Source organism: Nonomuraea cavernae (assembly GCF_040655715.1).
GTDB lineage: Bacteria > Actinomycetota > Actinomycetes > Streptosporangiales > Streptosporangiaceae > Nonomuraea > Nonomuraea cavernae_A.
In genome coordinates this window covers 21,988-43,754 of the sequence record NZ_JBFAKL010000039.1, presented here as the reverse complement: position 1 = coordinate 43,754, position 21,767 = coordinate 21,988, and the positions used below count along the sequence as shown (strand labels likewise).

The following is a 21,767-nucleotide window of genomic DNA, read 5'->3' as shown; positions in this document are numbered from 1 at the left end:
CGGACGGCCTGGCAGGATGGAGGCCATGACGAAGACGGCTGTGGTGACCGGCGCGAGCAGCGGCATCGGCGAGGCTACGGCGCGTCGCCTGGCTGCCGAGGGCTACCACGTGGTGGCGGGCGCCAGGCGGCGCGAACGCCTCGACAAGCTCGCCGCCGAAGTACCCTCCATCACGCCTTTCACGCTCGACGTGACCTCCCAGGAGTCCGTTGACGCGCTCGTGGCCTCGCTCGACCGCTGCGACGTGCTGGTCAACAACGCCGGCGGCGCGCTGGGCGTGGAGCCGGTGGCCGAGGGCCGCGTGGACGACTGGCAGCGGATGTACGACACCAACGTGCTCGGCACGCTGCGCATGACCCGGGCGCTGCTGCCCCTGCTGATCGGCTCCGGCGACGGGGTGCTGGTGCTGCTGACCTCGACCGCCGGCTTCACCCCCTACGAGGGCGGCGGCGGCTACGTCGCGGCCAAGCACGCCCAGTCCTCGATGGCCGGCACGCTCAGGCTGGAACTGGTCGGCGAGCCGGTGCGCGTCGTGGAGATCGCGCCCGGCATGGTGCACAGCGAGGGGTTCGCCGTCACCCGCTTCCGCGGCGACGCCGCGGCCGCCTCCCGCGTCTACGAGGGCGTGCCCGACCCGCTGACCTCCGACGACGTGGCCGACGCCATCGCCTGGTGCGTGACCCGGCCCGCCCACGTCAACATCGACCGCGTGGTGATGCGCCCCCGCGCCCAGGCCGCCCAGCACAAGGTGCACCGCGTCAGTGGCTAGACCGGCCGGTTCGATCACCCGGGGCACGACCGCGCACAACCGGCTGCGGCGGGCCGACCGGTGGATCGCCGCCGCGCACGGCCCGATGCTCCGCGCCGCCTCCCGCCCTCTCGTGGTGGACCTGGGCTACGGCGCCTCCCACGTCACGACGCTGGAGCTCTTCACCCGCCTGCGCCGGGTGGTCCCCGGCGTCGAGGTCGTGGGCATCGAGATCGACCCCGAGCGGGTCGCGCTGGCCAAGCCGTACGAACGCGAGGGGTTGAGCTTCGCGCTCGGCGGCTTCGAACTGCCGGTCGCGCGCCCGCCCGCGCTGGTGCGCGCCTTCAATGTGCTGCGCCAGTACGGCGAGGCGGAGGCGTGGCACTGGTGGGACGTGCTGCGCGGCGGGCTCGCGCCCGGCGGCGCCCTCGTGGAGGGCACCTGCTCCGAGACCGGTCACCGCGCGATCTGGGTGGGCCTGTCGCCCGGCGGCCCGCGCACGATCACCTTCTCCGCCCGGTTCGGCGCCTTCGAACGGCCCTCGGACCTGGCCGATCGGCTGCCCAAGACGCTGATCCACCGCAACGTCCCCGGCGAGCGGATCCACGCCTTCCTGCGTGATTTCGACCACGCCTGGGCGGTCAGCGCCCCCTACGGGGCCCACGGGCTGCGCCAGCGCTGGCTCGCGTCGGTGACCGCGCTGAGCGGGGCGTGGCCGGTGTTCCGGCATCCGCCACTCGGGGGTGTGGCCAGGTGGCGCCTGGGTGAGATCACCCTTCCCTGGGCCGCCGTCCACTAGGTTCGCCGGCTCCCGGATGCCTGCTCGACACGTTGTAGTACTACGCTTGAGAGTGTGAAGGGTCTTGGCGAACTCGAACGCAGCATCATGGACATCCTCTGGGCGGAGGACACCCCACTGACCGCCCGCGAGGTCGGCAGGCTCATCGCCGACCGCGACCTGGCCCCGACCACGGTCATGACCGTCCTCGACCGCCTCACCCGCAAAGGCTTCCTCCACCGCACCCGTGACGGTCGCGCGTGGCGCTACTCTCCGGCCGAGAGCCGCGACGCGTACGTCGCCGAGCTTATGCTGGGTGCACTGGACATGACGGGCGACCGGTCGGCCGCCCTCACCCGCTTCGCCCAGGCCGTGTCCGGCCCGGAGGCGGAGATCCTGCGAAGAGCCCTCACGGAGCTGGAGGACGAGTGATCACGGCAGCGGCGCTGGCGGCGCTCGCTGTCGCGTGCGCGCTCGGGGCCTGGCGTTTCACCACCGCCCGGTGGACCTCTCGGTCGCCCCGGGTCGCGATCCTGCTCTGGCAGTCCCTCGGCGTGACCTGGGGGCTGGCCACCACCGGCGCGATGCTCGCCTACGCCGTCCAGCCCTACGAGGTGGGCGTGCTGCCGGGCCTGCTCGCGTTCGCCCAGGGCATGGCTCCGCGTGAGCCGTGGGACCTGGCCCACCTGGTGGCCATGGTCGCCGGCATCACCTGCCTGACCGTGCTCGTCGCGGTGCTGCTCACCGCGGGCGTGCAGGCGCTGCGGGCGCGCCGGCGCCACCGCGTGCTGCTCGCGCTGATCTCCCACGACAACCCCGTCGTGCCCGGCGTGCGGGTGCTCGACCACCCGAGCGCCGCCGCCTACTGCGTGCCCGGCCTGCGCTCGCAGGTGGTGGTCAGCGAGGGCGCGCTCAAGCTCCTGTCGGAGGACGAGCTGACGGCCGTCCTCGCGCACGAGGCGGCCCACGTACGCGAGCGTCACGACCTCGTCCTGCTGCCGTTCGCCGCGCTGCGCCGGGCACTGCCCTGGTCCAAGGTGGTGAGCGACGCCCAGGCACAGGTCGAGCTGCTCGTCGAGATGGCCGCCGACGACCGCGCCCGCCGCTACTGCTCACCGCGCCGGCTCGCCACCGCACTGCTCAGATTCGGTACGGCAGGGGCCATGCCGACGCCCCAGGGCATGATCAGCCTGCACGCCCACCACGTCATGGCCCGGGTGGACCGCCTGATCAAGCCCGATCCCGACCTGGCTCCGGGTCTGCGCTACTTCCTGCTGGCCTGCTCCGTGACATTGGTCACGTCCGCGTCACTGCTGTGGGTCTACCAGCTCTAACGCTTGCTGGTGTTAACCAGTTCGTTTGCAATTGCAAGCAGTGCGGGGCAGAATAAGCCCTATGGCACTACCGAAGGTCGGCTCGATCGGCGAATACATTCGCGAGCAACGGCAGCAGGCGAAGATCTCCCTGCGCCAGCTCGCGGCCGCGGCGGGGGTCTCCAACCCCTACCTGAGCCAGATCGAGCGGGGGCTGCGCAAGCCGAGCGCGGAGATCCTCAACCAGATCGCCAAGGGCTTGCAAATCTCCTCACAGGCGCTCTACGTGCAGGCGGGCCTCATCGAGGACCGGGAGACGCCGAGTGACGTGGTGACCGCCATCAGGGCCGACGCGCACCTCTCCGAGAGACAACGTCAGGTGCTGATCGACATCTACGAGTCGTTCCGCAAGGAGAAGCACCCCGAAGACGAGCAGACCTCCCAGAAGGCTCATCCTCGGGGTGACTCCGTGACGGGCGACGAGCCGCCGCTGCCGGAGGATTTCCTCGCCGCTCTTGAGCCCTACGCGGCTTCCGGCGGCAACGGCACCGTCAACCAGGAAACCAAGGAAGGTTAACCCATGCCGCTCACCACCGAAGTCAAGAAGCTCACCGAGTCCAAGCCGTTCTACGCCGTCGCGGGCGTCGGCGACTTCGCCGTCGAGAAGCTGCGTGAGCTGCCCGAGCAGCTGCAGAAGCTGCAGTCGCGGCGCGCCGACATCGCCAAGGACCTGCCGGAGAAGGCCCGCGTCTACGCCGGCAAGGCCGAGGGCTTCGCCAAGGACTTCCCCGAGAAGGCGCGCGAGTACGCCGACCAGCTCACCCACCGGGCCACCGAGGTCTACGAGGACTTCGCCTCCCGGGGCCGCAAGGCCGTCAGCAAGGTGAGCGGCGAGGCCGCGCTGGAGCTGGAGGAGGTGTCGGTGGCCGCCGAGCCGCCCGTCGCCACCCCGGTCAAGAAGCCGGCCCGCACCACCAAGACCAAGGCCTGACCGACCACACGCGGGGCCCGTCTCCTGGTGGGAGACGGGCCTTTCGTCGCCAGGGTGCCCGCCGGTCGGGGACGCCCGTTAGGCTGAAGCCGATTCATCGCGAGCATTGGGCGGAGCGAACACATGAACCTCATCAACGGTGGCCTCAACCTTCTCTTCCTGCTGCTCTCCGTCGGCATCTTCGGCATGTCCATCTACGCGCTGGTCCACGCGCTGCGGGTGCCGCAGGCCGCCTTCACCTCCGCGGGCAAGCTGAAGAAGAACATCTGGCTGATCATCCTCGGCCTGGCGACCCTGTTCTCCGGCGCCGGGGCGTGGTCGTTCCTGCTGGCGTTCTCGGTGGTCGGCGGCATGCGGTTCATCGGGCTCGGCGCCGTCAGCATCTTCTCCATCGCCGCGGTGATCGCCTCCGTCATCTACATCGTCGACGTGAAGCCCGCGGTCAAGGGCATGGGCCGCGGCGGCAACAGCGGCCCCTACGGGCCCTGGTGACCACCGCCTAGCCACACGCGCGGCGCGCGAGCTGGGCCGGCCCGTGGTCAGACGCTCAGCTCTCCGGCCAGCCATCGGGCCAGGAGAAGATGGCCCGAGCGCGTGGGGTGGACACCGTCGGGCAGCAGCACCTTCTCGCGGGCGCCGGTCATCCAGTGCCGCTCCAGCGGGTCGAGGAAGTCGATCCCCGCTCCCCCCGCGACCTCGGCCAGGGCGTCACGGATCTGGTAGGCCTTGCGCGGCGGCGTGTCCAGCCAGATCGGGCCCACCAGGACGATCCTCGTGTGCGGCCAGCGGGCCCCGGCCGTCGCGGCCAGCTTCGCGGCCGCCCGGCCCACGTCGGGTGTGGCCCAGCGGAGGTCGTTGTGACCTCCCGAGATGACCAGCACGTCCGGTGCGGGCCGCCAGGCCAGCTCCGCCTCGAACGACTCCTGGAAGGTACGGCCCGCGCGGCCCCTGCTGAGATAGCCGGTGCCGCCCGCGCCCGCGATGACCGGCTGCCAGCCGAGCAGACGGGCGGCCTCGCAGGCGTAGGCCCGCCAGCGGGGCACCGGGCCGGAACCCACGGTGAAGCTGTCACCGATCACCATCATCACCGGCGCCGGCCACGGCCCGGAGTGTCCCGCCCCGGCCCCACGGGCCCCGGACCCGGATGGGGTCGGGCCGGATGGGGTCGGGCCGGACGGGGTCGGGCCGGACGGGGTCGGGCCGGACGGGGTCGGGCCGGACGGGTCCGCTGGTGCGGCCGGGGTGCTCGGACGCCAGGCCCCGGGCTCGGCGACACATCCCGCTATAGCCACACAAATCGCCAAGATAACCGCGGCCGGTGCGATCAGGGGGTGCCGCACCAAGCCACACATGGCCACCTCGATGGTTCTAGGCTGCCGATCGGCCATCGACCTCAACGGGCGTACGAGACCGCTCGAACCGTCCGATCAGAGCCTTCGCGACTTCGAGGCCGTCGTCCTCGACTCGGCACCCGACGGGATCGTCTTGACCAGGTCGGCATTCTACCCAGGTGCGGGCGGCCGGCCCGCTGAACACGGATCGCCGGCTCCGGCCGACCTCCGGCTACAGGGCCGTGGCGGAGTGGGCGCCCTGGGAGCGGAGCCAGGCCGACAGGTCGGTGAAGCCGTGACGTTGGGCCGCGTCCAGGGGCGTGAGCCGCTCCCAGGGCGGCACCCAGTCGAGGGTGGCGCCCTGGGCCAGCAGCCGCTCGGCGATCTCGCGCCGGCCGCCGTGGCAGGCGTACCAGAAGCAGAGGTCGAGATCGACCTGATCGGTGACCGTGACCTGGTCGGCGAGGCCGAGGGCCGCCGCATGCCGGGGTTCGACACGGGCGCCGCGTTCGACGAGGCGGCGGGCCGCCTCCCACTGGCCGAACGCCACCGCGTCGGCGAGCGGCGTGCCACCACCGACGATCGCGCCCGGAGCGTCGATGTCGGCGCCCGCGTCGAGCAGCGCGTCGACGGCGGCCACGTCGTCGTTGCTGGCAGCCCAGTGCAGGGGCGTCTCCGCGTGATCGCCCGCGAACGGCGCGTTGACGTCGGCGCCCGCCGCCACGAGCGCGGCGATCGTGGCCGTGGCGTGCGGCAGGTGGCCGGGCCAGTCGGTGGCCGTGTGCAGGAGCGTGCGCTGACCGTCGGGCCTGGCGCGCGCCAGCGAGGGATCCTCCGCCAGCAGGCGCCGGAAGGTGGGCATGTCGCCCGATCTGATCGCTTCGATGGCCTCGTTCATCGGTGGGTCTCCTGGCGCGAGGGAAGCGCTGTCAGCTCTGTCCTTCCACGATCGGCCGCAGCCCGTCAAGCCTGGGCTGCGGTCCGAACTCGAAGAGCTGTCGAAGTCGAGGTCGAACCCCTCAGGCATGCCGTGGACGACCTTCTGGACGAAGCCGTACATGAGGATGTGCACGTACAGCATGCTCTCGGCGTCCAGGCCGTGCGGCTCCGTAGCGCGTCGTGCGGCGCTCGCGGGCGAAGGGCCGGCCAGGGCGCGTCGGTGGAGAGCGTGCGCCGGGCGGCGGACGGCATCACGCTCGACTGATCACGAACCTGCCGCTCGCCCGCCCCCAACAGGGGACGAACCGCTACGATTTGCGGCCATGACGGGAATCAGGCTCATGCTGGCCGGACTGGGTGCGGCCGTTCTGGCACTGACGGCCGTCGCTCCCGCCATGGCCCAGGCGGGCATCAGCGACGAGATCACCCTGACTCTCGGCAAGGGCGGCACGCTGCACGTCGTCGAGAAGATCACCGGGGGTACGGGCGAGCTCAGGCGGACGTTCCTCACCAGGACCCGCTACGACGACGACAACGACCGGCTCTACCAGGTCTCCAACGTCAAGGGCGGCAAGCTGACCGGCGACGTGCTCACCGTGACGGCCCCGGCCACCGTCGAGTACGACGTCAAGGGCGCCGTGACGGCCTCGGGCGACGTCGAGGAACTGCGCTGGTTCGCGGTCAACGGCTGGGACACCCCGGTCGCCAAGGCCACCGTCAAGGTGAGCGGGCCGGGCCCCGTACAGGCACTGTCGTGCTTCGCCGGCGAGCTGACCTCCGCCATCGGCTGCACATCGGCCTCCATGAACCACACCGGCACCGAGGCCGACTTCGAGCAGGAGAACCTCGCCCCCGGCCAGGCGCTCACCGTCGTCGTCGGGTATCCCAAGGGCGCGAGCGGCGGCGGGCCGATCCTGGAGAAGCGCTTCTCGCTGGCGAGCGCCTTCACGCTCGACACCGTCACCGGGGGCGCCCTGGCCGGCCTCCTGGTGCTGATGCTCGGCGGCCTGGGCCTGCTCTACTGGACGCGCGGCCGGGACGCCCGGGTGGCCGACCACGAGAAGGGCGCGGTCGACCCGGTGCAGAACGGGCACTTCTCCCCGCCCGACGGGGTCCGGCCGGGCCAGATCGGCACGCTGGTGGACGAGCAGGCCGACGTGGTGGACGTGACGGCGACCATCGTGGACCTGGCGGTCCGTGGCTACCTGCGGATCGACGAGCAGCCACGCCAGACCTACGACGCGCCCGACTGGATGCTGGTCCGGCTGCCCAGCGCGCCGACCGGCACTCTGCTGCCGTACGAGCAGGCGCTCTACGACGCCATCTTCGAGGGCCGTGACTCCGTGCTGCTGTCGCAGCTGTCGGGCTCCTTCGCCCGCCATCTGGGCGAGGTCCGCGACGCCCTCTACCGCGACGTGGTCAAGCAAGGCTGGTTCGCCCGCCGCCCTGACACCGAGCGCACCCGGTGGACGCTGATCGGTGTGGTGCTCATCGGCGTGGGCGTGCTGGCCACGGTGGCGCTGGCCTGGTTCACCACGTACGGGCTGCTGGGGCTGGCCGTGATCATCGCGGGCGGCGCGCTGGCCGTCGGCGGGCAGTACATGCCGGCCAAGACCGCCAAGGGGTCGGCCGCGCTGGCCCACACGCTGGGGTTTCGCGAATACCTGTTCTCCGGTGAGCTGGGCGAGGTGCCCGAGCAGCACCGGGTGGAGCTGTTCTCCCGCTACCTGCCGTACGCCGTGATCTTCGACGGGGTGGAGCACTGGTCGCGCGTGGTGGCCTCGGTCACCGGCAACGGGCACCAGGCCGACAACCTCTACTGGTACCACGGGCCGGCCGAGTGGGACCTGTCGAACTTCGCGGGGTCGATGCGTACGTTCACCACGACGACCTCGGGCGCGATCTCGGCCTCCCGCCAGTTCCGCACCCTCTGACGTGTCAGGAGCGCCCTGCGGGTAGCCGTATGGTCCGGCGTGAAAGGATCAGACGTGCTCGAGGAACAGCTGCTCACAGCCGCCGTAACCGGCGACGCCGCCGCCGTGCGCGAGGCCGTGATCGAAGGCGCCGACGTCGACGCCCGCGACAGCCGGGGCCGTACCGCACTGCTGCTGGCCGTGGCGGCCGACCATGTGGAGGTCGCGCAGATCCTGGTCTCGGCCGGGGCCGACCCCGACGCGCTGGACGCCCAGCACGACACCCCGTGGCTGGTGACCGGGGTGACCGGCAGCGTGCCGATGATGCGCGCGCTGCTGCCCGCCCGGCCCGACCTGACCGTCCGCAACCGCTACGGCGGGGTCTCGCTGATCCCCGCCTGCGAGCGAGGCCACGTCGACTACGTACGCGAGGTGCTCAAGACGGGCATCGACGTCGACCACGTCAACGACCTGGGCTGGACCGGCCTGCTGGAGGCGATCATCCTGGGCGACGGGTCCGAGCGCTACCAGGAGATCGTCCGGCTGCTGCTGGCCGCCGGCGCCGCCCCCGACCTGGCCGACAACGTCGGCGTCACGCCGCTGGAGCACGCGGTCGCGAAGGGCCAGCACGAGATCGCCGACCTCCTGCGAGCCGCCGGCGCCGGACGCTGAGGGCGGCCGGCGCGGGACACGCCCGCGTGATGAGCGTCCACAGCAGGCCGGCGGCGGCGTCAGGCAGGCCGCCTGTTCACTTCACTGCGATGGCCAATCCAGTGCGGTGGCCTCCTTGAGGAAGATGATGCCGTCGATCGTGTCGAGCTGGGCCGGGTCCAGCGGGAAATAGGCGAAATCGTGGGAGACGCGCGGGGCGGGCTCCGTGACGGTCTCGGCCAGGCGGCGGGCGTCGACGAGGGAGTGCTCCCACGGGAGCGTGGACAGCAGGCCCTCGACGGTGCCGGAGGGCGGGGTGTCACCGCCGATCGTGCCGAAGGCGGAGGCCAGGAAGGCGTACCGGTCGCCGAGATGCGTCTCGGTGATCGCCCCCGCGCTCCACCACTCCAGTTGCCGGTCACCGAACGACATGAGGCTCTTGGTCCGCTGCAGGTGGAGGTTGTGGGTGAAGACCAGGACCGGGCCGTGCTCGGCGGCGGCACGCAGGTTGGCGGCCATCATCGCGTCTCGCAGGGCGGACGCCCGTGCGACCCGCGTCGGGGACGTGTCGGCCAGCCCGTCGTGGTAGCGCAGCAGGCCGACGGCGGTGCGCCCGTACAGGGCCGCCCGCTCCCCGTCCTGCGTGCTCAGCCCCGGCGCCTGCGTCTCCAGCAGCGCCACCAGGTCGTCGGCGATCAGTCGCAGCCGCTGGGCGTCGGCGGACCGGCCGATCGACTGGGACGGATCCATGACCGTGGCCTCGTTCGTCCACCGCTCGTCCGGGCCCAGCAACGCGTCGAGCGTTTCCATGGTGCAGGGCAGCGGGCCGTCGAGGAGGGCACAGAGGGCGGTGAGCGCCTGACGCGGGCTCTCGGCCCAATACTCCAGCGGGCCGTCGAAGCCGAAGAACCGGAGCTTTTCGTCATGCTCCTCGTTGTACGCGCGCATCCAGCGTACGAGGTCGCGATTGGCCGGTATCGCGCCGAAGCCGTGGCTGAAGCCGCTTTCCATCACGTCGTCGAGCGCGCCCGCGCCCGTCGTGATGTAGTCGTCCACCACCAGGCCCCTGAGGCAGTCGCTCTCGATGGCGAACGACCGGTAGCCCTCGTGCTCGACCAGATGCCGGAAGATCTCGTTGCGCAGTTCGCCGAGTTCTCGCACGAAGTGCCGGGCCTCACCCAGGCCGAGCAGTAAGGGTTCGACGGGAAGCGACCGGAGGAACGCCGAGACGCCCGCGCCATCGAGCGGCCGGGCCGTGTCCTTGATATCCATGACTTAAACGGTATCGTTGAACACTCGGTGTAAACTTTTTGCCGATATTCTCGCTCTCATCGCGATGAACCCTCAATCGGTGATGCACCCATGAGGCCAGTGGACCCACGCACGAGCACGGCCTGTCCAGCCCGATCACGGTCTCGTAGGTCGCCGCCCGCAGCGGTGGGGGCAGCAGCTCATGCCCCAGCCCTGGCGGCCGCCTGCACCGCCCAAGGTCCTTAGGAGGCGCTGACGCGCAGCTCCCCCACCTGGCGGCCACCGCCCATGACCGGGGTGGCGGGCAGGTCGACGTCGACTCCCAGGGCCCGCAGGGCGGCCACGGTCAAAGGAGTGCGGGCCCGTCTCGATCCGTCCTCGACCTTGACCACGCCCACCCGGCCGTCGGCGAGCGCGAACGCCTCGAACGCCTCGGCCCCCGCCTTCAGCATCAGCCCCGGGACGGCCCGCATCAGGGTGGCCTCCATCCGGCCGGTGCCGGACGTCCACTCCGGGTGGGCCGTCATGGCCTGGTAGATCCGCCGCTCGAACGAGCCCTCGCCGGCGAGGGGAAACGCCCGGAACGCCCGGGCCACGCCCACCATCGAGACGAAGAAGAGCGGCGCGCCGCATCCGTCGACCCCCGAGGCCGCGACCCGTTCGCCGGTCAGCTCCTCCACCGTGGCGCGGATCGCGCGCTGCAGCGGATGCGCCGGATCGAGGTAGCCGGTGACCGGCCAGTCGTTGACCACGCAGGTGGCGAGCATGGCCGCGTGCTTGCCCGAGCAGTTCATGAGGATCCGGCTCCGCTCGGTCACGGCCCGGTCCTCCGGGTAGTCCTCGGGACACCCCAGCGCCGGCTCCTCCAGCCCCGCCCCCGCCAGGATCTTCCGCACACCGTCCACGTGGTACGGCTCGCCGGCGTGCGAGCCGCAGGCCAGCGCGAGCAGCTCACCGTCGAGCCGGAGACCGGCGCGCAACATGCCGAGAGCCTGCAACGGCTTCATCGACGACCGTGGCGACGCCGGAACATGCACCGCCCCGTGCGTCTCACCCGGCCGCCCGTCGGCGTCGAAGGTCAGCATCCGGGCCTGGTGCCTGGACTCCACGAAACCGGACCGGACGACCTCCACCACCAGCGACATATCGCCTCCTCTTCGGGGCGAGTCTACGGAGCGTTCCATCTGGGCCAGAATGAGATCCCATGCGAGCAGTCGTACAACGAGTGAGCACCGCGTCCGTGGTCGTCGACGGTCGCACGGTCGGCGCGATCGACGAACCCGGCCTGCTCGTCCTGGTCGGCGTCACCCACACCGACACCCCGGCCGAGGCGGCGAGGCTGGCCGCCAAGCTCTGGACCCTGCGCGTCCTTCAGGGCGAGAAGTCCTGCTCCGACATCGCGGCGCCGCTCCTGGTCATCAGTCAGTTCACCCTGTACGGCGACACCCGCAAGGGCCGCCGGCCCACCTGGCAGGCGGCCGCCCCTGGCCCGGTCGCCGAGCCCCTGGTCGACGCCGTGGTCGAGGAGCTCCGGGCCCTGGGGGCCCGTGTCGAGACCGGGGTCTTCGGCGCCGACATGAAGGTCTCCCTGGTCAACGACGGCCCGATCACGCTCGTCGTGGACGTCTGAGACGTCAGCGGAGCCGACGCCGCAGGCTCGGGTCGATCGTGACGTTGCGCCCGGCATCGGGCGGGACGATCACTTCCTGGGAGGCGGCGACACCTCCCGCGAGAAGCGTGGCGTCGACCGGCACCGTGCGCTTGACCAGCGCCAGCGCGATCGGGCCGAGCTCATGGTGGCGGGCGGCGGAGCCGACCACGCCGACCTCCTGACTCTCGAAGATCACCGGCGCGCCGTGCGGCGGCAGCGTGTCGACGCTGCCGTCGAGATGCAGGAAGACCAGGCGGCGCGGCGGGTGGCCGAGGTTGTGCACCCGGGCGACCGTCTCCTGGCCCCGGTAGCAGCCCTTGGTGAGGTGGACGGCGGTGCCGATCAGGCCGAGCTCGTGCGGGATCGTCTTGTGGTCGGTGTCAAGTCCGATGCGCGGCCGGTGCTCCTCGATGCGCAGCGCTTCGTACGCCCACAGGCCCGCCAGCGGCTTGCCCAGATGGTCGGCCAGCTCGGCGCGCGGCACCAGGAAGTCTTCGGTGGCCGTGGAGAGCACCGCGAGGTCGTCGGCCCGCGACACCTCCACGCGCAGCATGAACCGCATCCGGTCGAGGTAGTCGATCAGACTCTGGGCGGTGCCCGGCTCGACGTGGGCCAGCACGCTCTCACCGTCGTCGACCAGCGTCAGGTGATGCAGGATGCGGCCCTGCAGGTCGAGGTCGAGCGTCTGGGTCCACTCGCCGGGGGCGAGCGTGTCGAGCTTCTGCGAGGTCAGGTCGTTGAGCCACTTGAGCCGGACGGCTCCCGAGACCCGGATCACCTCGCGGTTGCTGCGGTCGACGACCGCCTCGCCCTTGACCAGCGCGCGTTGTTCGGCGAAGAGGTCGCCATAGTGCGCGGCTACATCGGAGTCCGGCGCGTCGGCGGCGACGGCGCCGGGGAGATCGAGCAGAGGGCTACGCATGCCCCCAGGTTATCTGCAGTCCCGGCAACGGCCGAAGACGGTCAAATGGTGGACGTCGGCGAGGAAACCCAGCTCGTCGTCGAGCCCCTTGACCAGCCCCTCGGCCAGCTGGGGCCCCACCTCACCCACCACGCCGCAGCCGCGGCACACCAGGTGGACGTGGTCGGCCACGGACGCCAGGTGATAGGTGGGAGCGCCGTGCCCGAGGTGGGTGTGGGTCACCATGCCGAGCTCTTCGAGCAGTTCGAGGGTGCGGTAGACGGTCGAGATGTTGACCCCGCGCGCGGTCTCGCGCACCTTGACGCAGATCTCTTCCGGCGTGGCGTGCTCCAGCTCCTTGACCGCCTCCAGCACGAGCTGCCGCTGAGGGGTCACCCGGTAGCCCTTGGCGCGGAGTTCCTCGTGCCACTGCGTCTCCGTCATGCCCACGAGTCTACGTCCGAGCGTTAATCGCTTGCCCTCTTCGCGGCAGAACGCATAGCTTCGTGAATACGCGGAAAGGAGGTGGTCCAAACAATGGTGATTCATAGTTGGGCTAGCGAGGTGGTTGTCCGCTGACGACGCGGACTCCAGTCTCGGCCGTTCGGCGAATTCGAGGCAACCACCGGGGCCCCTGGCAGCCGGAGGGCGGGAACCCTTCCCGACCATGGTCCATCCGGCCCGTCTGTGCGACAGACGGAAGCTCGCCCGGGGCCCTTTTTGCTTTCCCAGAGGCTTCGATGCCCCCTCAGTGCTCGCCTCTCGCCTCAGCCCCCGCCCCGGGCCTCAGTGCTCGCCTCGGGCCTCGACGCCGAGCGCGGCGCACGCCTCCCGATAGAGCCGCACGACCGCCAGGCGCACCTGCTGCCGCTCGGTCAGCGTCTCACCCCACGCCACCCTGACCCGCTCGCCGCCGTCGACCGTGAACTCGATCGCCTCGGCGTCGACGCCGCTCGTGACGGCCTGGGTCGCGGCCGGCCGGCCGCCCAGCCCCCGGACGATGAGCAGCGCGTCGTCGCCGTGGTCGTCGTTCATGTGGCGCTTGATCGCCTCGACCGCCTCCGCGGTGAACGGACTGCTCATCGAATCTCCTTGAGCGTGGTGGAGGCCCTGGGCTTCAGCCCTGGGGAGGATGTCAAGATACCCGCTTCAGCTCCGCGGACATGTGCGAGGTGAGCGGCTGCCCCTCCGCGGCCATGTCGTAGGCCCACATCAGATTGCCCTTGACCAGCCCGTAGAGCCGGTGCCCGGCGGTGTATTCCTTGGCCGTGACCGTACGCGCCACCACGTCGGTCCGCAGCTCGATCTTGCTGAAGACGACCTCGCCGACGTAGATCTCCACGATCCCGGTCGGGTGCGCGAGCACCACCTCCACCTGGCGGTCGGGTTGTGGCCGCCAGTAGCCGGACTCGGTGGCGAGCGGCCTGACCCGGTTGCCGTCCTGGTCGAGCAGCCAGGTGCGGCTCACGTAGGACAGGAACGGCTTGCCGTTGTGGGCGAACTCGATCTCCTGGCCGAAGTTGAAGCTGTCGATCGTGGGATAGCCGCCCACGCCCGCGCCCTCCCAGCGGCCCAGCAGGAAGGCGATGGGTTCGAGATCGGCGTGCATCTCAGGTTCTTCCATGGTGCACAACCCTAGTCGCCGGGGCGCCGTGCACGACCTTCGCGACCCGTCTCCGTCAGGAGTCTCGACGTGGCGTTAGGGTGACGGCATGGCACGATCACTGGTGATCAAAGTGACCGCCGGGGCCGACGACCCCGAGCGCTGCAACCAGGCCTTCACAGTCGCGGCGGCCGCGCTGGCGAGCGGGGTCCCCGTCTCCGTCTGGCTGACCGGAGAGGCGTCGTGGTTCGCCCTGCCCGGCCGGGCCAAGGATCTCGGTCTGCCGCACGCGGCTCCGCTGCCCGACCTGCTCGACGCCGTCCTCGCGGCCGGGCGGCTCACGGTGTGCACCCAGTGCGCGGCCCGCCGTGACATCACGGTCGACGACCTCATCGAGGGGGTGCGCATCGCCGGCGCGTCCGCCTTCGTCGAGGAGGCCGTGGCCAAGGACGCCCAGGCCCTGGTCTACTGACCCAGACCTGGGCCGACTGGCTAGGCCCGGTCAACTGACCAGGGCCCGGTCTGACGGACTGGGCCTGGTCTGACGGACTGGGCCCTGGTCAACGGACGCAGGCCCTCGCCGGGTGGCTAGGCGCTGAGGGCGGCGCCGAGGCGTTCCTGGCGGAGCTGCTCGTAGCGGGTATCGTCGAGGGGCGCCAGCTCGCCGACGGTCCAGCCGAGGAGCAGGTCGGCGAGCGCGGGGTTGCGGGCCAGCGCCGGGCCGTGCAGATAGGTGCCCACGACGTGGCCCGCGTAGCAGCCCTCGAAGCCGTCGCCGTTGCCGATGCCCTTGATGGTGCGTGACAGCGGCCTGGCCCCAGGGCCCAGCCGGGTGACGCCCATGTGGTTTTCGAAGCCTGTCAGCGTGGGCAGCCCGAGGGCCGAGTCGACCTCCGCCACCACCTCGCCGACCGCGCGGGCCGGGCCACGTGAGCTGGCGATGTCGAGCAGGCCGATGCCGCCGACCGGCTGGCCCTCCTCGCCGCCGAACGTGCTGCCCATGATCTGGTAGCCGGCGCACACGGCGAGCATCGCGGCGCCGCGGCCGATGGCGCGGTGCAGGCCGCCGTCGCGACGCAGGCGCTCGGCCGCGAGGATCTGCGGGCGGTCCTCGCCGCCGCCGATGAGGTAGATGTCGCCCGTCTCCGGCACCGGGTCGGCCGAGCGCACGTGGACGGTCTCGGTGGCGATGCCCCTGCGCTGGGCACGCTGCTCCAGCACGAGCACGTTGCCCTGGTCACCGTAGGTGCTCAGGAGGTCGGGATAGATCCAGACGATGCGCAGGGCGCTGTCAGACGGCACGACCGAACTCCGATCGGATCTGCTGGAAGGCGGTGTAGTTGGCGATCACGTCGACCCGGCCGGGCGGCTGCATGGCGAGCGCCTCCGAGAACGACTCGCAGAGTGCGAACGGCACGTCGGCCACGTCGAGCCGGAGGGCCAGGTCGAGGCGGCGCTCCCCGGTGACGAACACCGGACGGCCGCGCAGGATGCGGTAGTCGACGTCCCACAGCCAGGAGGTGTCGCGCCCGTCGGGACCCTGCGCGTTGACGGACAGGATGATCGGCTGCCGGGGATCGGAGACGTCGAACGCCTCCAGCCAGCCGGCGGGGTTCTTGGCCAGCAGCAGCCGGGCGTGCCGGCCGTCGCGCTCGACCGTGGTGTAGCGGCCGGCGACCGAGGTGACCTCGCGCAGCCGGGGCAGCGCCCGGTCGACCGGCAGCCCGAACGTCTCGGCCACGGCCAGCGCCATGACCGCGTTGGAGCGGTTGGCCAGGCCGGGCAACTGGATGTCGAGCAGCCACCGCTGCCCGCGCGGGTCGAGGACGGCGTCGTCGTCGAGGATCCAGTGCGGCTCAGGCCGGTGGAAGGTGCACTCGCGGCACGCCCAATCGGCGTCCTTGCGGTCGAGCGGGCCGCCGCACTCGGGGCAGCACCAGGAGTCTTCCTTCCACCGCTGACCGCCCGCGACCCAGGTGACCGAGGCCGCCGTCGAGGCGCCCCAGGTGACGAGCGGGTCGTCGCAGTTGGCGATGACGTGGGTGGGCTTGCCGGACAGCGCCCGGCGCCACTTCTGCGCGAGCAGCCAGATCTCGGCGGCGCGGTCCATCTGGTCGCGGCTGAGATTCATCAGGCAGACGACGCTCGCGCCGGTGGTGTCGAGCACCTCGGGCAGGTATTTCTCGTCGACCTCGAGCACGCCGTAGGGGGCGCCCTTGTGCTGGGACAGCGCCGAGACGTGGCCCGCCGGCATGTTGGCGCCGAACGCGTTGGTGGCCACCTCGCCCAGCTCCAGCAGGGCGGAGGTGATCAGCCGGGTGGTGGTGGTCTTGCCGTTTGTCGCGCTGACGAGGGCCAGCTTGCGGTCACGGGCCAGCTTGCGGAGCAGATCAGGCTCCAGCATCAGGCCGACCCGCCCGCCGATCACCGAACCGTCGCCTCGCCCGGTCATCCTGGACAGCGTGGCCGCACTGCGTCCCAGGGCGCTCGCGAGCTGAGCCCGCAGTGGAAGCTGGGTCATGGACATCGATCCTAGTCGCCCCGCACGCCCGCGACGCCCCTACTCGGGGGCCGCACCGGAAAACGCCGCGCGCTGGCCGGGATCGGCGAAGGTGATCTCCGGCGCGCCGCCCTGGTCGAACGGCAGCACGAACCGGCTCGGCCACGACAGCACGCCTTCGAGCCAGCCGGCCCCCATGGTCTGGCCGACGTGCCGGAGCCGGGCCGCCGGGTCGATGCCGATCGCGACCGTCGTGACGTCGCGCTGCACTCCCTCGTTCTCGTAGTCGCCGAGGATGACCCGCCAGGCCAGCGCCCGGTTGTGCTCGATCTCCATCGACAGCGGGTGGTGACGCAGCGCCCTGGCCCGGTGGCCGAGCAGCTCGGCCTGGGCGGGCTCCACCGGGCCGCCGCCGTTCTGCGCGTGGCGGAACAGGGCGTACTCCATGGGCGGCGCCGGGCTGCGCAGGTCGGGGGCGGGCCGGCCGTACGGGAAGAGCCGGTCGACCTCGTGCAGCCAGCGCACCTGCGGGATGACCCAGGTGGGGCCGGGTCGCTCGCCGCCGCCCTCGACTCCGCCGAGCAGTCGCGTGGCGGTCTCGGCGGCCTTCTCGGTGAGCAGCGCGGGGTCGAACCAGCTCCGCAGCGACCAGGCCCGCCGGCGCACCGAGCGTTCGACGAGGGTGGCGAGCAGGCACTCGCGGCGGCGTACCGGCAGGTCGGACCAGATGGCGGCCAGGGCGCGGGGGACGCCGGGCAGCGGCCGGTTGCAGACGAAGGCGAGCACGACCGTGTCACACCAGACGCGCAGCCAGGCCCAGTCGGGCGCGTCGGCGAGCACGTCGGCCTCGCGCAGCTCGACCAGCGTGCACGCCTGGCCGGTGCGGCACTGGGAGCCGCAGGCCGACGACCGGCGGCCGCGGATCGGCGGGGGCGGGCCGGGCAGCGTCTTCTCGCGGGACTCGCCCAGTGGCACGTGGACGCGCAGCGGCCGGTCCATCCCGTCGGTGAACACCGCGGCCGCGCCCGGCTGCAGGGAGACGACCTGGCGGGACTGCTCGACGCTCAGGTTCATCGCGGCGCCGACGAGTTGCCGGTCGTCCTCGGCGGGCAGGCGGTGCACGACCTTCAGGGCGGTGTTCTTCACCACGTCGGAGACGAGCTTGGTGGGGATCTGCTCGGCCACCACGATGCCCTCTCCGTACGCCCTGATCTCGGCGAGCATGCCGGCCAGGAGCTCCACGGCGTGGGTCGCGGCCCGGCCGGCGCCGCGGTCGCGCAGCAGCCGGTGCGCCTCCTCGATCACGATGACGTGCCGCAGGCCGGTGGACCTCTCCTGCCGGGCGCGCATCCGCAGGTGCTCCACGATGCGGATGATCAGCGTGCCCATGAGGAACGCCTTGTCCTCGTCGTTGGCCACGTCCTCGATCGCCAGCACCACGTTCCGCTTCAGCAGGCCGCCGATGTCGGCGGGGTGGCCGCCCTCGAAGAACCGCCCAGCCGAGCCGACCCGGAGGGAGCGCAGCCGGAGCGAGATGAACCCCTCGACGTCGGCCTGCACCTCGCGGCCGTAGCCGATCTCCTTGATCACGTCCATCGCGTGGTGCTGCAGCTGCTCCAGCGTGGGTACGCTGGGCGGCACCTTGGAGCCGGGGACCGCGCCGCCGGTGACCACGTCCCAGCCGTTGGCCTCGTAGACCCGCTGCAGCGACAGCGACATGATCTGCGGGAAGGGCTCCTCGGCGTCGAACGCCGCCATGAACAGCGCCCTGACCATGTCGATGTGCGCCTGGACGGGGTAGCCGGGCTCGGGCTCCAGGGGGTTGATGCTGAACGGCACGCCCGCCGGGGCGGACGGGTTGATCACCGTGACGGAGTTGGCGGGGCGGCTGCGCGCCTGGCCCTGCTGGTCTCCCAGTGAGGCGAGGCGGCCGGCCATGGCGGCGTACTCGGACTTGGCGGGCTCGATCGCCAGCCACGGGATGCGCGCCTGGCTGAGCTGCTCCAGCAGGTGCCTGACGGTCTGCGACTTGCCGGAGCCGGTGGCCCCGGTGATGAAGGCGTGCCGGTTGAGCGTGGCCAGCGGCACCCGGAAGGAGCCGACCGCGCGGTCCTGCCCGTCGAGGATCTCGCCCAGCTCCAGCTCGCCGCCGTCGGTCTCGGAGGTCACGTCGAAGAACCCCGAGTCGAGCACCCGTACGCCGGGCACCTCGCGCCTGGGCAGCCCCGCCAGCGCCGCGAGGGCCCCGGCCGTGGCGGCGAACGGCGCGGCGGCCCCGTCGGCCGGGTCCTGCATGGTGACCGCCAGCGCCTCCGACAGGGCGTAGACCGAGCCCTGGGCGCTGCGCAGGCGGTAGGGGTGATGGCTCATCTCGACCGAGCCGACGAGCACCGGCGCGATCTGGCGCAGCTCGTCGGCCGTGGCGCCACCGGCCAGCACGCGGACGTTCCACAGCCCGGCCTCGCGGAAGGCGTCGAGCTCCTGCATGCGGCGTTCGGCCCGCTCGGCGTCGAAGCGGGAGCGTTCGGAGGCGTCGCCGTACTGGCGCAGCACGTTGAGCTGGGTGCGCAGGTGGGCCACCTCGGCGTCGAGCAGGTCGGTCGGCTCGGCCACGACCAGCCAGGCGAACGGCCGCGACATGAGCGTCACCAGCGTCGACTCGAACAACGTGGGCCGCTTGAGCTCGTCGGAGTCGAGCTCGGCGAACTCGCGCCGGCCGCCGAGCGGCGGCGCCTGGCGGCCGGGGCACGTCGTCCACACCAGGTCGGCCAGGTCGGCGAGATACTCCTCATCGAGCTGCACCCCGCGCGCCCCGCCGGGAAACAGCAGCGGCTGGGGTCCCGACGGCGCTCCGGGCGTGTCGGGCGAGCGGCGCGGCTGGCGCGGCGGCGACAGCGGCCCGGCGTTGGTGATCAGCTCCAGCGGAGCGCCGGAACCGCGCGACAGCCAGCCGATGACGAACGGCCGGTCGCGCTGCGCCGCCGACAGCACGGCGGGCAGGACGGTGACGAAGTCCCACTCCGCAGATGAGCTTCGCGACGGCGCGGCGATGGACTGGATCCGGTACCAGGGCCCACTCAGCGAGACACTCGGCTGCATTTCATCCCCCCACGACGGTCTCTTAGTAAAGTCCGCCCACCGTCAGGACGACACCTCGACATTGACCATGTCATTGCCTTTGCTTGCGCCAGTCCAGGCGCTCGGGTGGCGGTCCGAGGTTGGGAGGGGGGTCTCCGTCGCCTTCGGGCTCTTTGGGGCCGTCGACCGAGAGGACGGCTTCGCGAACATCCTCCAGCTCGCCGAGCGTGGTCTTGGGGAAGGTGAGAATGGCCGGGTTCGCGTCGGCCAGGCGCACCCGGCGGCCCTTGGCGGTGGCGTCGGTGACGATCACGGACGTGGTGGGCAGCTGCTGGAGCTGGTGCGGCTCGACGAGGAACTCCCGGGAGCGCTGCAGCACCCGCTCCTTCTCGCCGATCTTGTCGGCGGTCTTGCCCCACTCGGTCGACTCGGTGATGTCCTCGGCGAGGTCGGTACGGCTCTCGCCCTGGGCCTCCTCCCGGCCTTCGACCTGGGAGATCGTGGAGGTGTAGCCGCCGTTGAGCCCGGGGAGCGAGTCGCTGATCGTCTCGGTCAGCTGGGCCAGCTCCAGCCGGTGCTCGGTGCCGACGTGCTCGCTGGCGACCCGGGCGTCCTCGGCGTTGCCGAGGCGCATGAACGCCACCGCCGCGTGGCCGCGGCCGAGCCGCTCGCGGACGGTCGGGGTCAGCGACCGGTAGGTCAGGACGAGTCCCGTACGGGAGGTCTCGCAGGCGTCCATGAGCCGGTCGAGCACGTCGCCGCGGAGCTTGTCGGCGCCCGCGACGATGATCGTGTGATACCAGGGCCGGTCGGAGGCCGGCGACTGGCGCAGGATGTGGGTCAGCGCGGTGGCCACGTAGGTGCCGAGCACCCGGTTGCCGAACACGCCCGCCTGCCGGTCCATGCTCACCACCCGGAGCCTGGCGGGCGGCAGGCGCACCGCCTGGGTGCCGAGCGTCTCCAGCTTGCGCAGCTGCGACTCCAGCGCCCAGGCTCGTTCGATCACCACGCGGTCGCTCACCCCGCGCCCGAACAGGGTGCCGATGCGCTCCAGCTGTGGCGCGGTGATGAGCCCGTAGCGCAGGTCGTCGCGCGGGTCGCCGACCTGGGCCAGCGCCCGGAGCGCGGCGGTCACCTGGCTGATCGTGGCGTTCTCGCCGAGCACTTCGAGCACCCGCTCCAGGATGGCGTTGTCGAAGCTCAGGTCGCGGGTGGAGCGGTGTTCCTCGCTCACGCTGACCACGTGCGCCAGGACGTCGGCGAACGCCTCGGGCTTGAGCGTGGCGCCCAGGTCGAGGCGGGGCAGGTCGACCGGCAGCACCCAGACCAGCGGGTCGTCGCCGCCCCGGCGGGCCAGCTCGATGAGGTCCTTGGCGATCGCCCCCTCCGACAGGTCGAGCACGGTCAGGTGGCCGCCGCTGTAGAGGCGGGTCGCGCCGAGCAGGGTGATCAGCGCGGACCAGCCGGGCAACGTGCCGCCCGCCACGTCGATGCGGTCGATCTCGTCGGGCACGGCCACGGCGTACCAGGTCAGCTGGCGGTCGTGGCGGTCCTTGACCTCCTGCCACTCGCGGTAGCGCTGGGCGTGCTCCTCCTGGGCGCGGAACAGCTCCTTGTCACGTTCCTGCCGCTTGCGGTCGTCGCGGACCTGTTGCTCGTAGATCCGGTAGCGGACCGCCCGGTCGCCCTGGAGCAGGGCGTAGCTGCAGATCGCCGCCACGCCTCCGGCCGCGACCAGGCCGAGCAGGGCGAAGGACCAGTTGAGGTAGCCGGCGGCGGCCACACCGACGATCAGCACGGTCACCACGAGCATGAACATCCGGAAGATCCGTACGGGCCGGTTGAGCATGTCCTCCTGGAGGCGTTCGCGGCGCACCAGGTCGGGGTCGGGCCCTTCGGGGACCGGCTCGTCCTCGGCGGGCGAGGGGCGCTTCGGCGGGGGGCCGGGATCGGGGTGCAGCAGGATGTACTGCCAGCCCAGGTAGATGCGGTCCGCCTGGAGCTGCGCATGCTCGGGATGCACGTCCACCACGTGACCCTCCGGCCGCGATATGTCGTTAGTAGTAGGGGCTTGTCCCTCCGCTCCGTGACAGCGTATGAGCTAGAACCCCTGCAGCGG

At 71.5% G+C, this 21,767-nt stretch carries 24 protein-coding genes; 12 read left to right on the top strand and 12 right to left on the bottom strand.

Going from position 1 to position 21,767, the window contains the following annotated elements; genetic code table 11:
* Positions 1–25 precede the first annotated feature (25 nt).
* The 7 genes from AB0I38_RS37230 (at position 26) to AB0I38_RS37200 (ending at position 4,322) form a co-directional block, all read left to right on the top strand.
* Positions 26–769 (top strand): SDR family NAD(P)-dependent oxidoreductase, encoded by a 744-nt coding sequence (locus AB0I38_RS37230; RefSeq protein WP_358493272.1) that lies wholly within the window; start codon positions 26–28, stop codon positions 767–769.
* A complete protein-coding gene (locus AB0I38_RS37225; RefSeq protein ID WP_358493269.1) occupies positions 762–1,547 on the top strand; it encodes a class I SAM-dependent methyltransferase in 786 nt (261 codons plus the stop codon). Before AB0I38_RS37230 ends, AB0I38_RS37225 begins: the two co-directional genes overlap by 8 nt.
* A 54-nt stretch (positions 1,548–1,601) precedes the next feature.
* Entirely contained in the window at positions 1,602–1,958 is a 357-nt protein-coding gene (locus AB0I38_RS37220) for a BlaI/MecI/CopY family transcriptional regulator (protein WP_358493268.1), read from the top strand.
* Positions 1,955–2,860: a M56 family metallopeptidase gene (locus AB0I38_RS37215; protein ID WP_358493265.1), complete on the top strand. Its 906-nt coding sequence runs from the start codon at positions 1,955–1,957 to the stop codon at positions 2,858–2,860. The genes AB0I38_RS37220 and AB0I38_RS37215 overlap by 4 nt, the downstream gene beginning before the upstream one ends.
* A 61-nt stretch (positions 2,861–2,921) precedes the next feature.
* The gene (locus AB0I38_RS37210; protein WP_358493262.1) at positions 2,922–3,416 is read left to right on the top strand and encodes a helix-turn-helix domain-containing protein; all 495 of its coding nucleotides are present in this window, start codon (positions 2,922–2,924) and stop codon (positions 3,414–3,416) included.
* 3 nt (positions 3,417–3,419) lie between these two features.
* The gene (locus AB0I38_RS37205; protein ID WP_358493260.1) at positions 3,420–3,830 is read left to right on the top strand and encodes a hypothetical protein; all 411 of its coding nucleotides are present in this window, start codon (positions 3,420–3,422) and stop codon (positions 3,828–3,830) included.
* A 123-nt stretch (positions 3,831–3,953) separates the two neighbouring features.
* Positions 3,954–4,322, top strand: a complete 369-nt coding sequence (locus AB0I38_RS37200) for a DUF2516 family protein (RefSeq protein WP_358493257.1) — start codon at positions 3,954–3,956, stop codon at positions 4,320–4,322.
* Positions 4,323–4,369: 47 nt separating this feature from the next.
* Here AB0I38_RS37200 and AB0I38_RS37195 read toward each other — a convergent pair whose 3' ends face one another.
* Together AB0I38_RS37195 and AB0I38_RS37190 are read right to left on the bottom strand one after the other, a co-directional pair.
* Positions 4,370–4,915 carry an SGNH/GDSL hydrolase family protein gene (locus AB0I38_RS37195; RefSeq protein ID WP_358493253.1) on the bottom strand — a complete coding sequence of 182 codons (546 nt, stop codon included), beginning with the start codon at positions 4,913–4,915 and terminating at the stop codon, positions 4,370–4,372.
* Between the two features lie 478 nt (positions 4,916–5,393).
* Positions 5,394–6,059 carry an ankyrin repeat domain-containing protein gene (locus AB0I38_RS37190; protein ID WP_358493248.1) on the bottom strand — a complete coding sequence of 222 codons (666 nt, stop codon included), beginning with the start codon at positions 6,057–6,059 and terminating at the stop codon, positions 5,394–5,396.
* 132 nt (positions 6,060–6,191) lie between these two features.
* On the opposite strand from AB0I38_RS37190, the gene AB0I38_RS37185 reads away from it, so the two are divergent.
* The 3 genes from AB0I38_RS37185 to AB0I38_RS37175 are packed head-to-tail and all read left to right on the top strand — an operon-like array spanning position 6,192 to position 8,685.
* Positions 6,192–6,365: a hypothetical protein gene (locus AB0I38_RS37185; RefSeq protein ID WP_358493244.1), complete on the top strand. Its 174-nt coding sequence runs from the start codon at positions 6,192–6,194 to the stop codon at positions 6,363–6,365.
* A gap of 58 nt (positions 6,366–6,423) precedes the next feature.
* Positions 6,424–8,034, top strand: coding sequence for a DUF2207 domain-containing protein (locus AB0I38_RS37180; protein ID WP_358493240.1), 1,611 nt, complete (start codon positions 6,424–6,426; stop codon positions 8,032–8,034).
* A 54-nt stretch (positions 8,035–8,088) separates the two neighbouring features.
* Positions 8,089–8,685, top strand: a complete 597-nt coding sequence (locus tag AB0I38_RS37175) for an ankyrin repeat domain-containing protein (protein WP_358493235.1) — start codon at positions 8,089–8,091, stop codon at positions 8,683–8,685.
* A gap of 81 nt (positions 8,686–8,766) precedes the next feature.
* Here the strand turns inward: AB0I38_RS37175 and AB0I38_RS37170 are convergent, their stop codons facing one another.
* Complete coding sequence (locus AB0I38_RS37170) at positions 8,767–9,936, bottom strand: erythromycin esterase family protein (protein ID WP_358493230.1); 1,170 nt, start codon at positions 9,934–9,936, stop codon at positions 8,767–8,769.
* A gap of 221 nt (positions 9,937–10,157) precedes the next feature.
* Positions 10,158–11,060, bottom strand: coding sequence for an asparaginase (locus AB0I38_RS37165; protein WP_358493227.1), 903 nt, complete (start codon positions 11,058–11,060; stop codon positions 10,158–10,160).
* A gap of 59 nt (positions 11,061–11,119) precedes the next feature.
* On the opposite strand from AB0I38_RS37165, the gene dtd reads away from it, so the two are divergent.
* Positions 11,120–11,545 carry a D-aminoacyl-tRNA deacylase gene (gene dtd, locus AB0I38_RS37160; protein ID WP_358493221.1) on the top strand — a complete coding sequence of 142 codons (426 nt, stop codon included), beginning with the start codon at positions 11,120–11,122 and terminating at the stop codon, positions 11,543–11,545.
* A gap of 4 nt (positions 11,546–11,549) precedes the next feature.
* Here the strand turns inward: dtd and ygfZ are convergent, their stop codons facing one another.
* From ygfZ to AB0I38_RS37140, 4 genes are all read right to left on the bottom strand, one after another.
* Positions 11,550–12,488 (bottom strand): CAF17-like 4Fe-4S cluster assembly/insertion protein YgfZ, encoded by a 939-nt coding sequence (gene ygfZ, locus AB0I38_RS37155; protein WP_358493216.1) that lies wholly within the window; start codon positions 12,486–12,488, stop codon positions 11,550–11,552.
* A 9-nt stretch (positions 12,489–12,497) separates the two neighbouring features.
* Complete coding sequence (locus tag AB0I38_RS37150; protein ID WP_358493211.1) at positions 12,498–12,911, bottom strand: Fur family transcriptional regulator; 414 nt, start codon at positions 12,909–12,911, stop codon at positions 12,498–12,500.
* A gap of 342 nt (positions 12,912–13,253) precedes the next feature.
* Positions 13,254–13,550: a DUF2470 domain-containing protein gene (locus tag AB0I38_RS37145; RefSeq protein WP_358493206.1), complete on the bottom strand. Its 297-nt coding sequence runs from the start codon at positions 13,548–13,550 to the stop codon at positions 13,254–13,256.
* 52 nt (positions 13,551–13,602) lie between these two features.
* Positions 13,603–14,091 carry an FABP family protein gene (locus AB0I38_RS37140; protein ID WP_358493202.1) on the bottom strand — a complete coding sequence of 163 codons (489 nt, stop codon included), beginning with the start codon at positions 14,089–14,091 and terminating at the stop codon, positions 13,603–13,605.
* 88 nt (positions 14,092–14,179) lie between these two features.
* Here AB0I38_RS37140 and AB0I38_RS37135 point away from each other — a divergent pair, with 88 nt between their 5' ends.
* Positions 14,180–14,542, top strand: a complete 363-nt coding sequence (locus AB0I38_RS37135; RefSeq protein ID WP_358493199.1) for a DsrE family protein — start codon at positions 14,180–14,182, stop codon at positions 14,540–14,542.
* A 116-nt stretch (positions 14,543–14,658) separates the two neighbouring features.
* On the opposite strand, the gene AB0I38_RS37130 is transcribed toward AB0I38_RS37135, so the two are convergent.
* The 4 genes from AB0I38_RS37130 to AB0I38_RS37115 all read right to left on the bottom strand — a co-directional run bounded on the left by AB0I38_RS37130 (position 14,659) and on the right by AB0I38_RS37115 (position 21,680).
* Complete coding sequence (locus tag AB0I38_RS37130; RefSeq protein WP_358493195.1) at positions 14,659–15,372, bottom strand: type 1 glutamine amidotransferase; 714 nt, start codon at positions 15,370–15,372, stop codon at positions 14,659–14,661.
* Positions 15,362–16,591, bottom strand: coding sequence for a MurT ligase domain-containing protein (locus AB0I38_RS37125; RefSeq protein WP_358493192.1), 1,230 nt, complete (start codon positions 16,589–16,591; stop codon positions 15,362–15,364). Before AB0I38_RS37125 ends, AB0I38_RS37130 begins: the two co-directional genes overlap by 11 nt.
* Before the next feature lie 39 nt (positions 16,592–16,630).
* Complete coding sequence (locus tag AB0I38_RS37120) at positions 16,631–19,669, bottom strand: ATP-binding protein (RefSeq protein WP_358493187.1); 3,039 nt, start codon at positions 19,667–19,669, stop codon at positions 16,631–16,633.
* Positions 19,670–19,739: 70 nt separating this feature from the next.
* Positions 19,740–21,680 (bottom strand): hypothetical protein, encoded by a 1,941-nt coding sequence (locus AB0I38_RS37115; protein WP_358493180.1) that lies wholly within the window; start codon positions 21,678–21,680, stop codon positions 19,740–19,742.
* Positions 21,681–21,767: the final 87 nt, after the last annotated feature.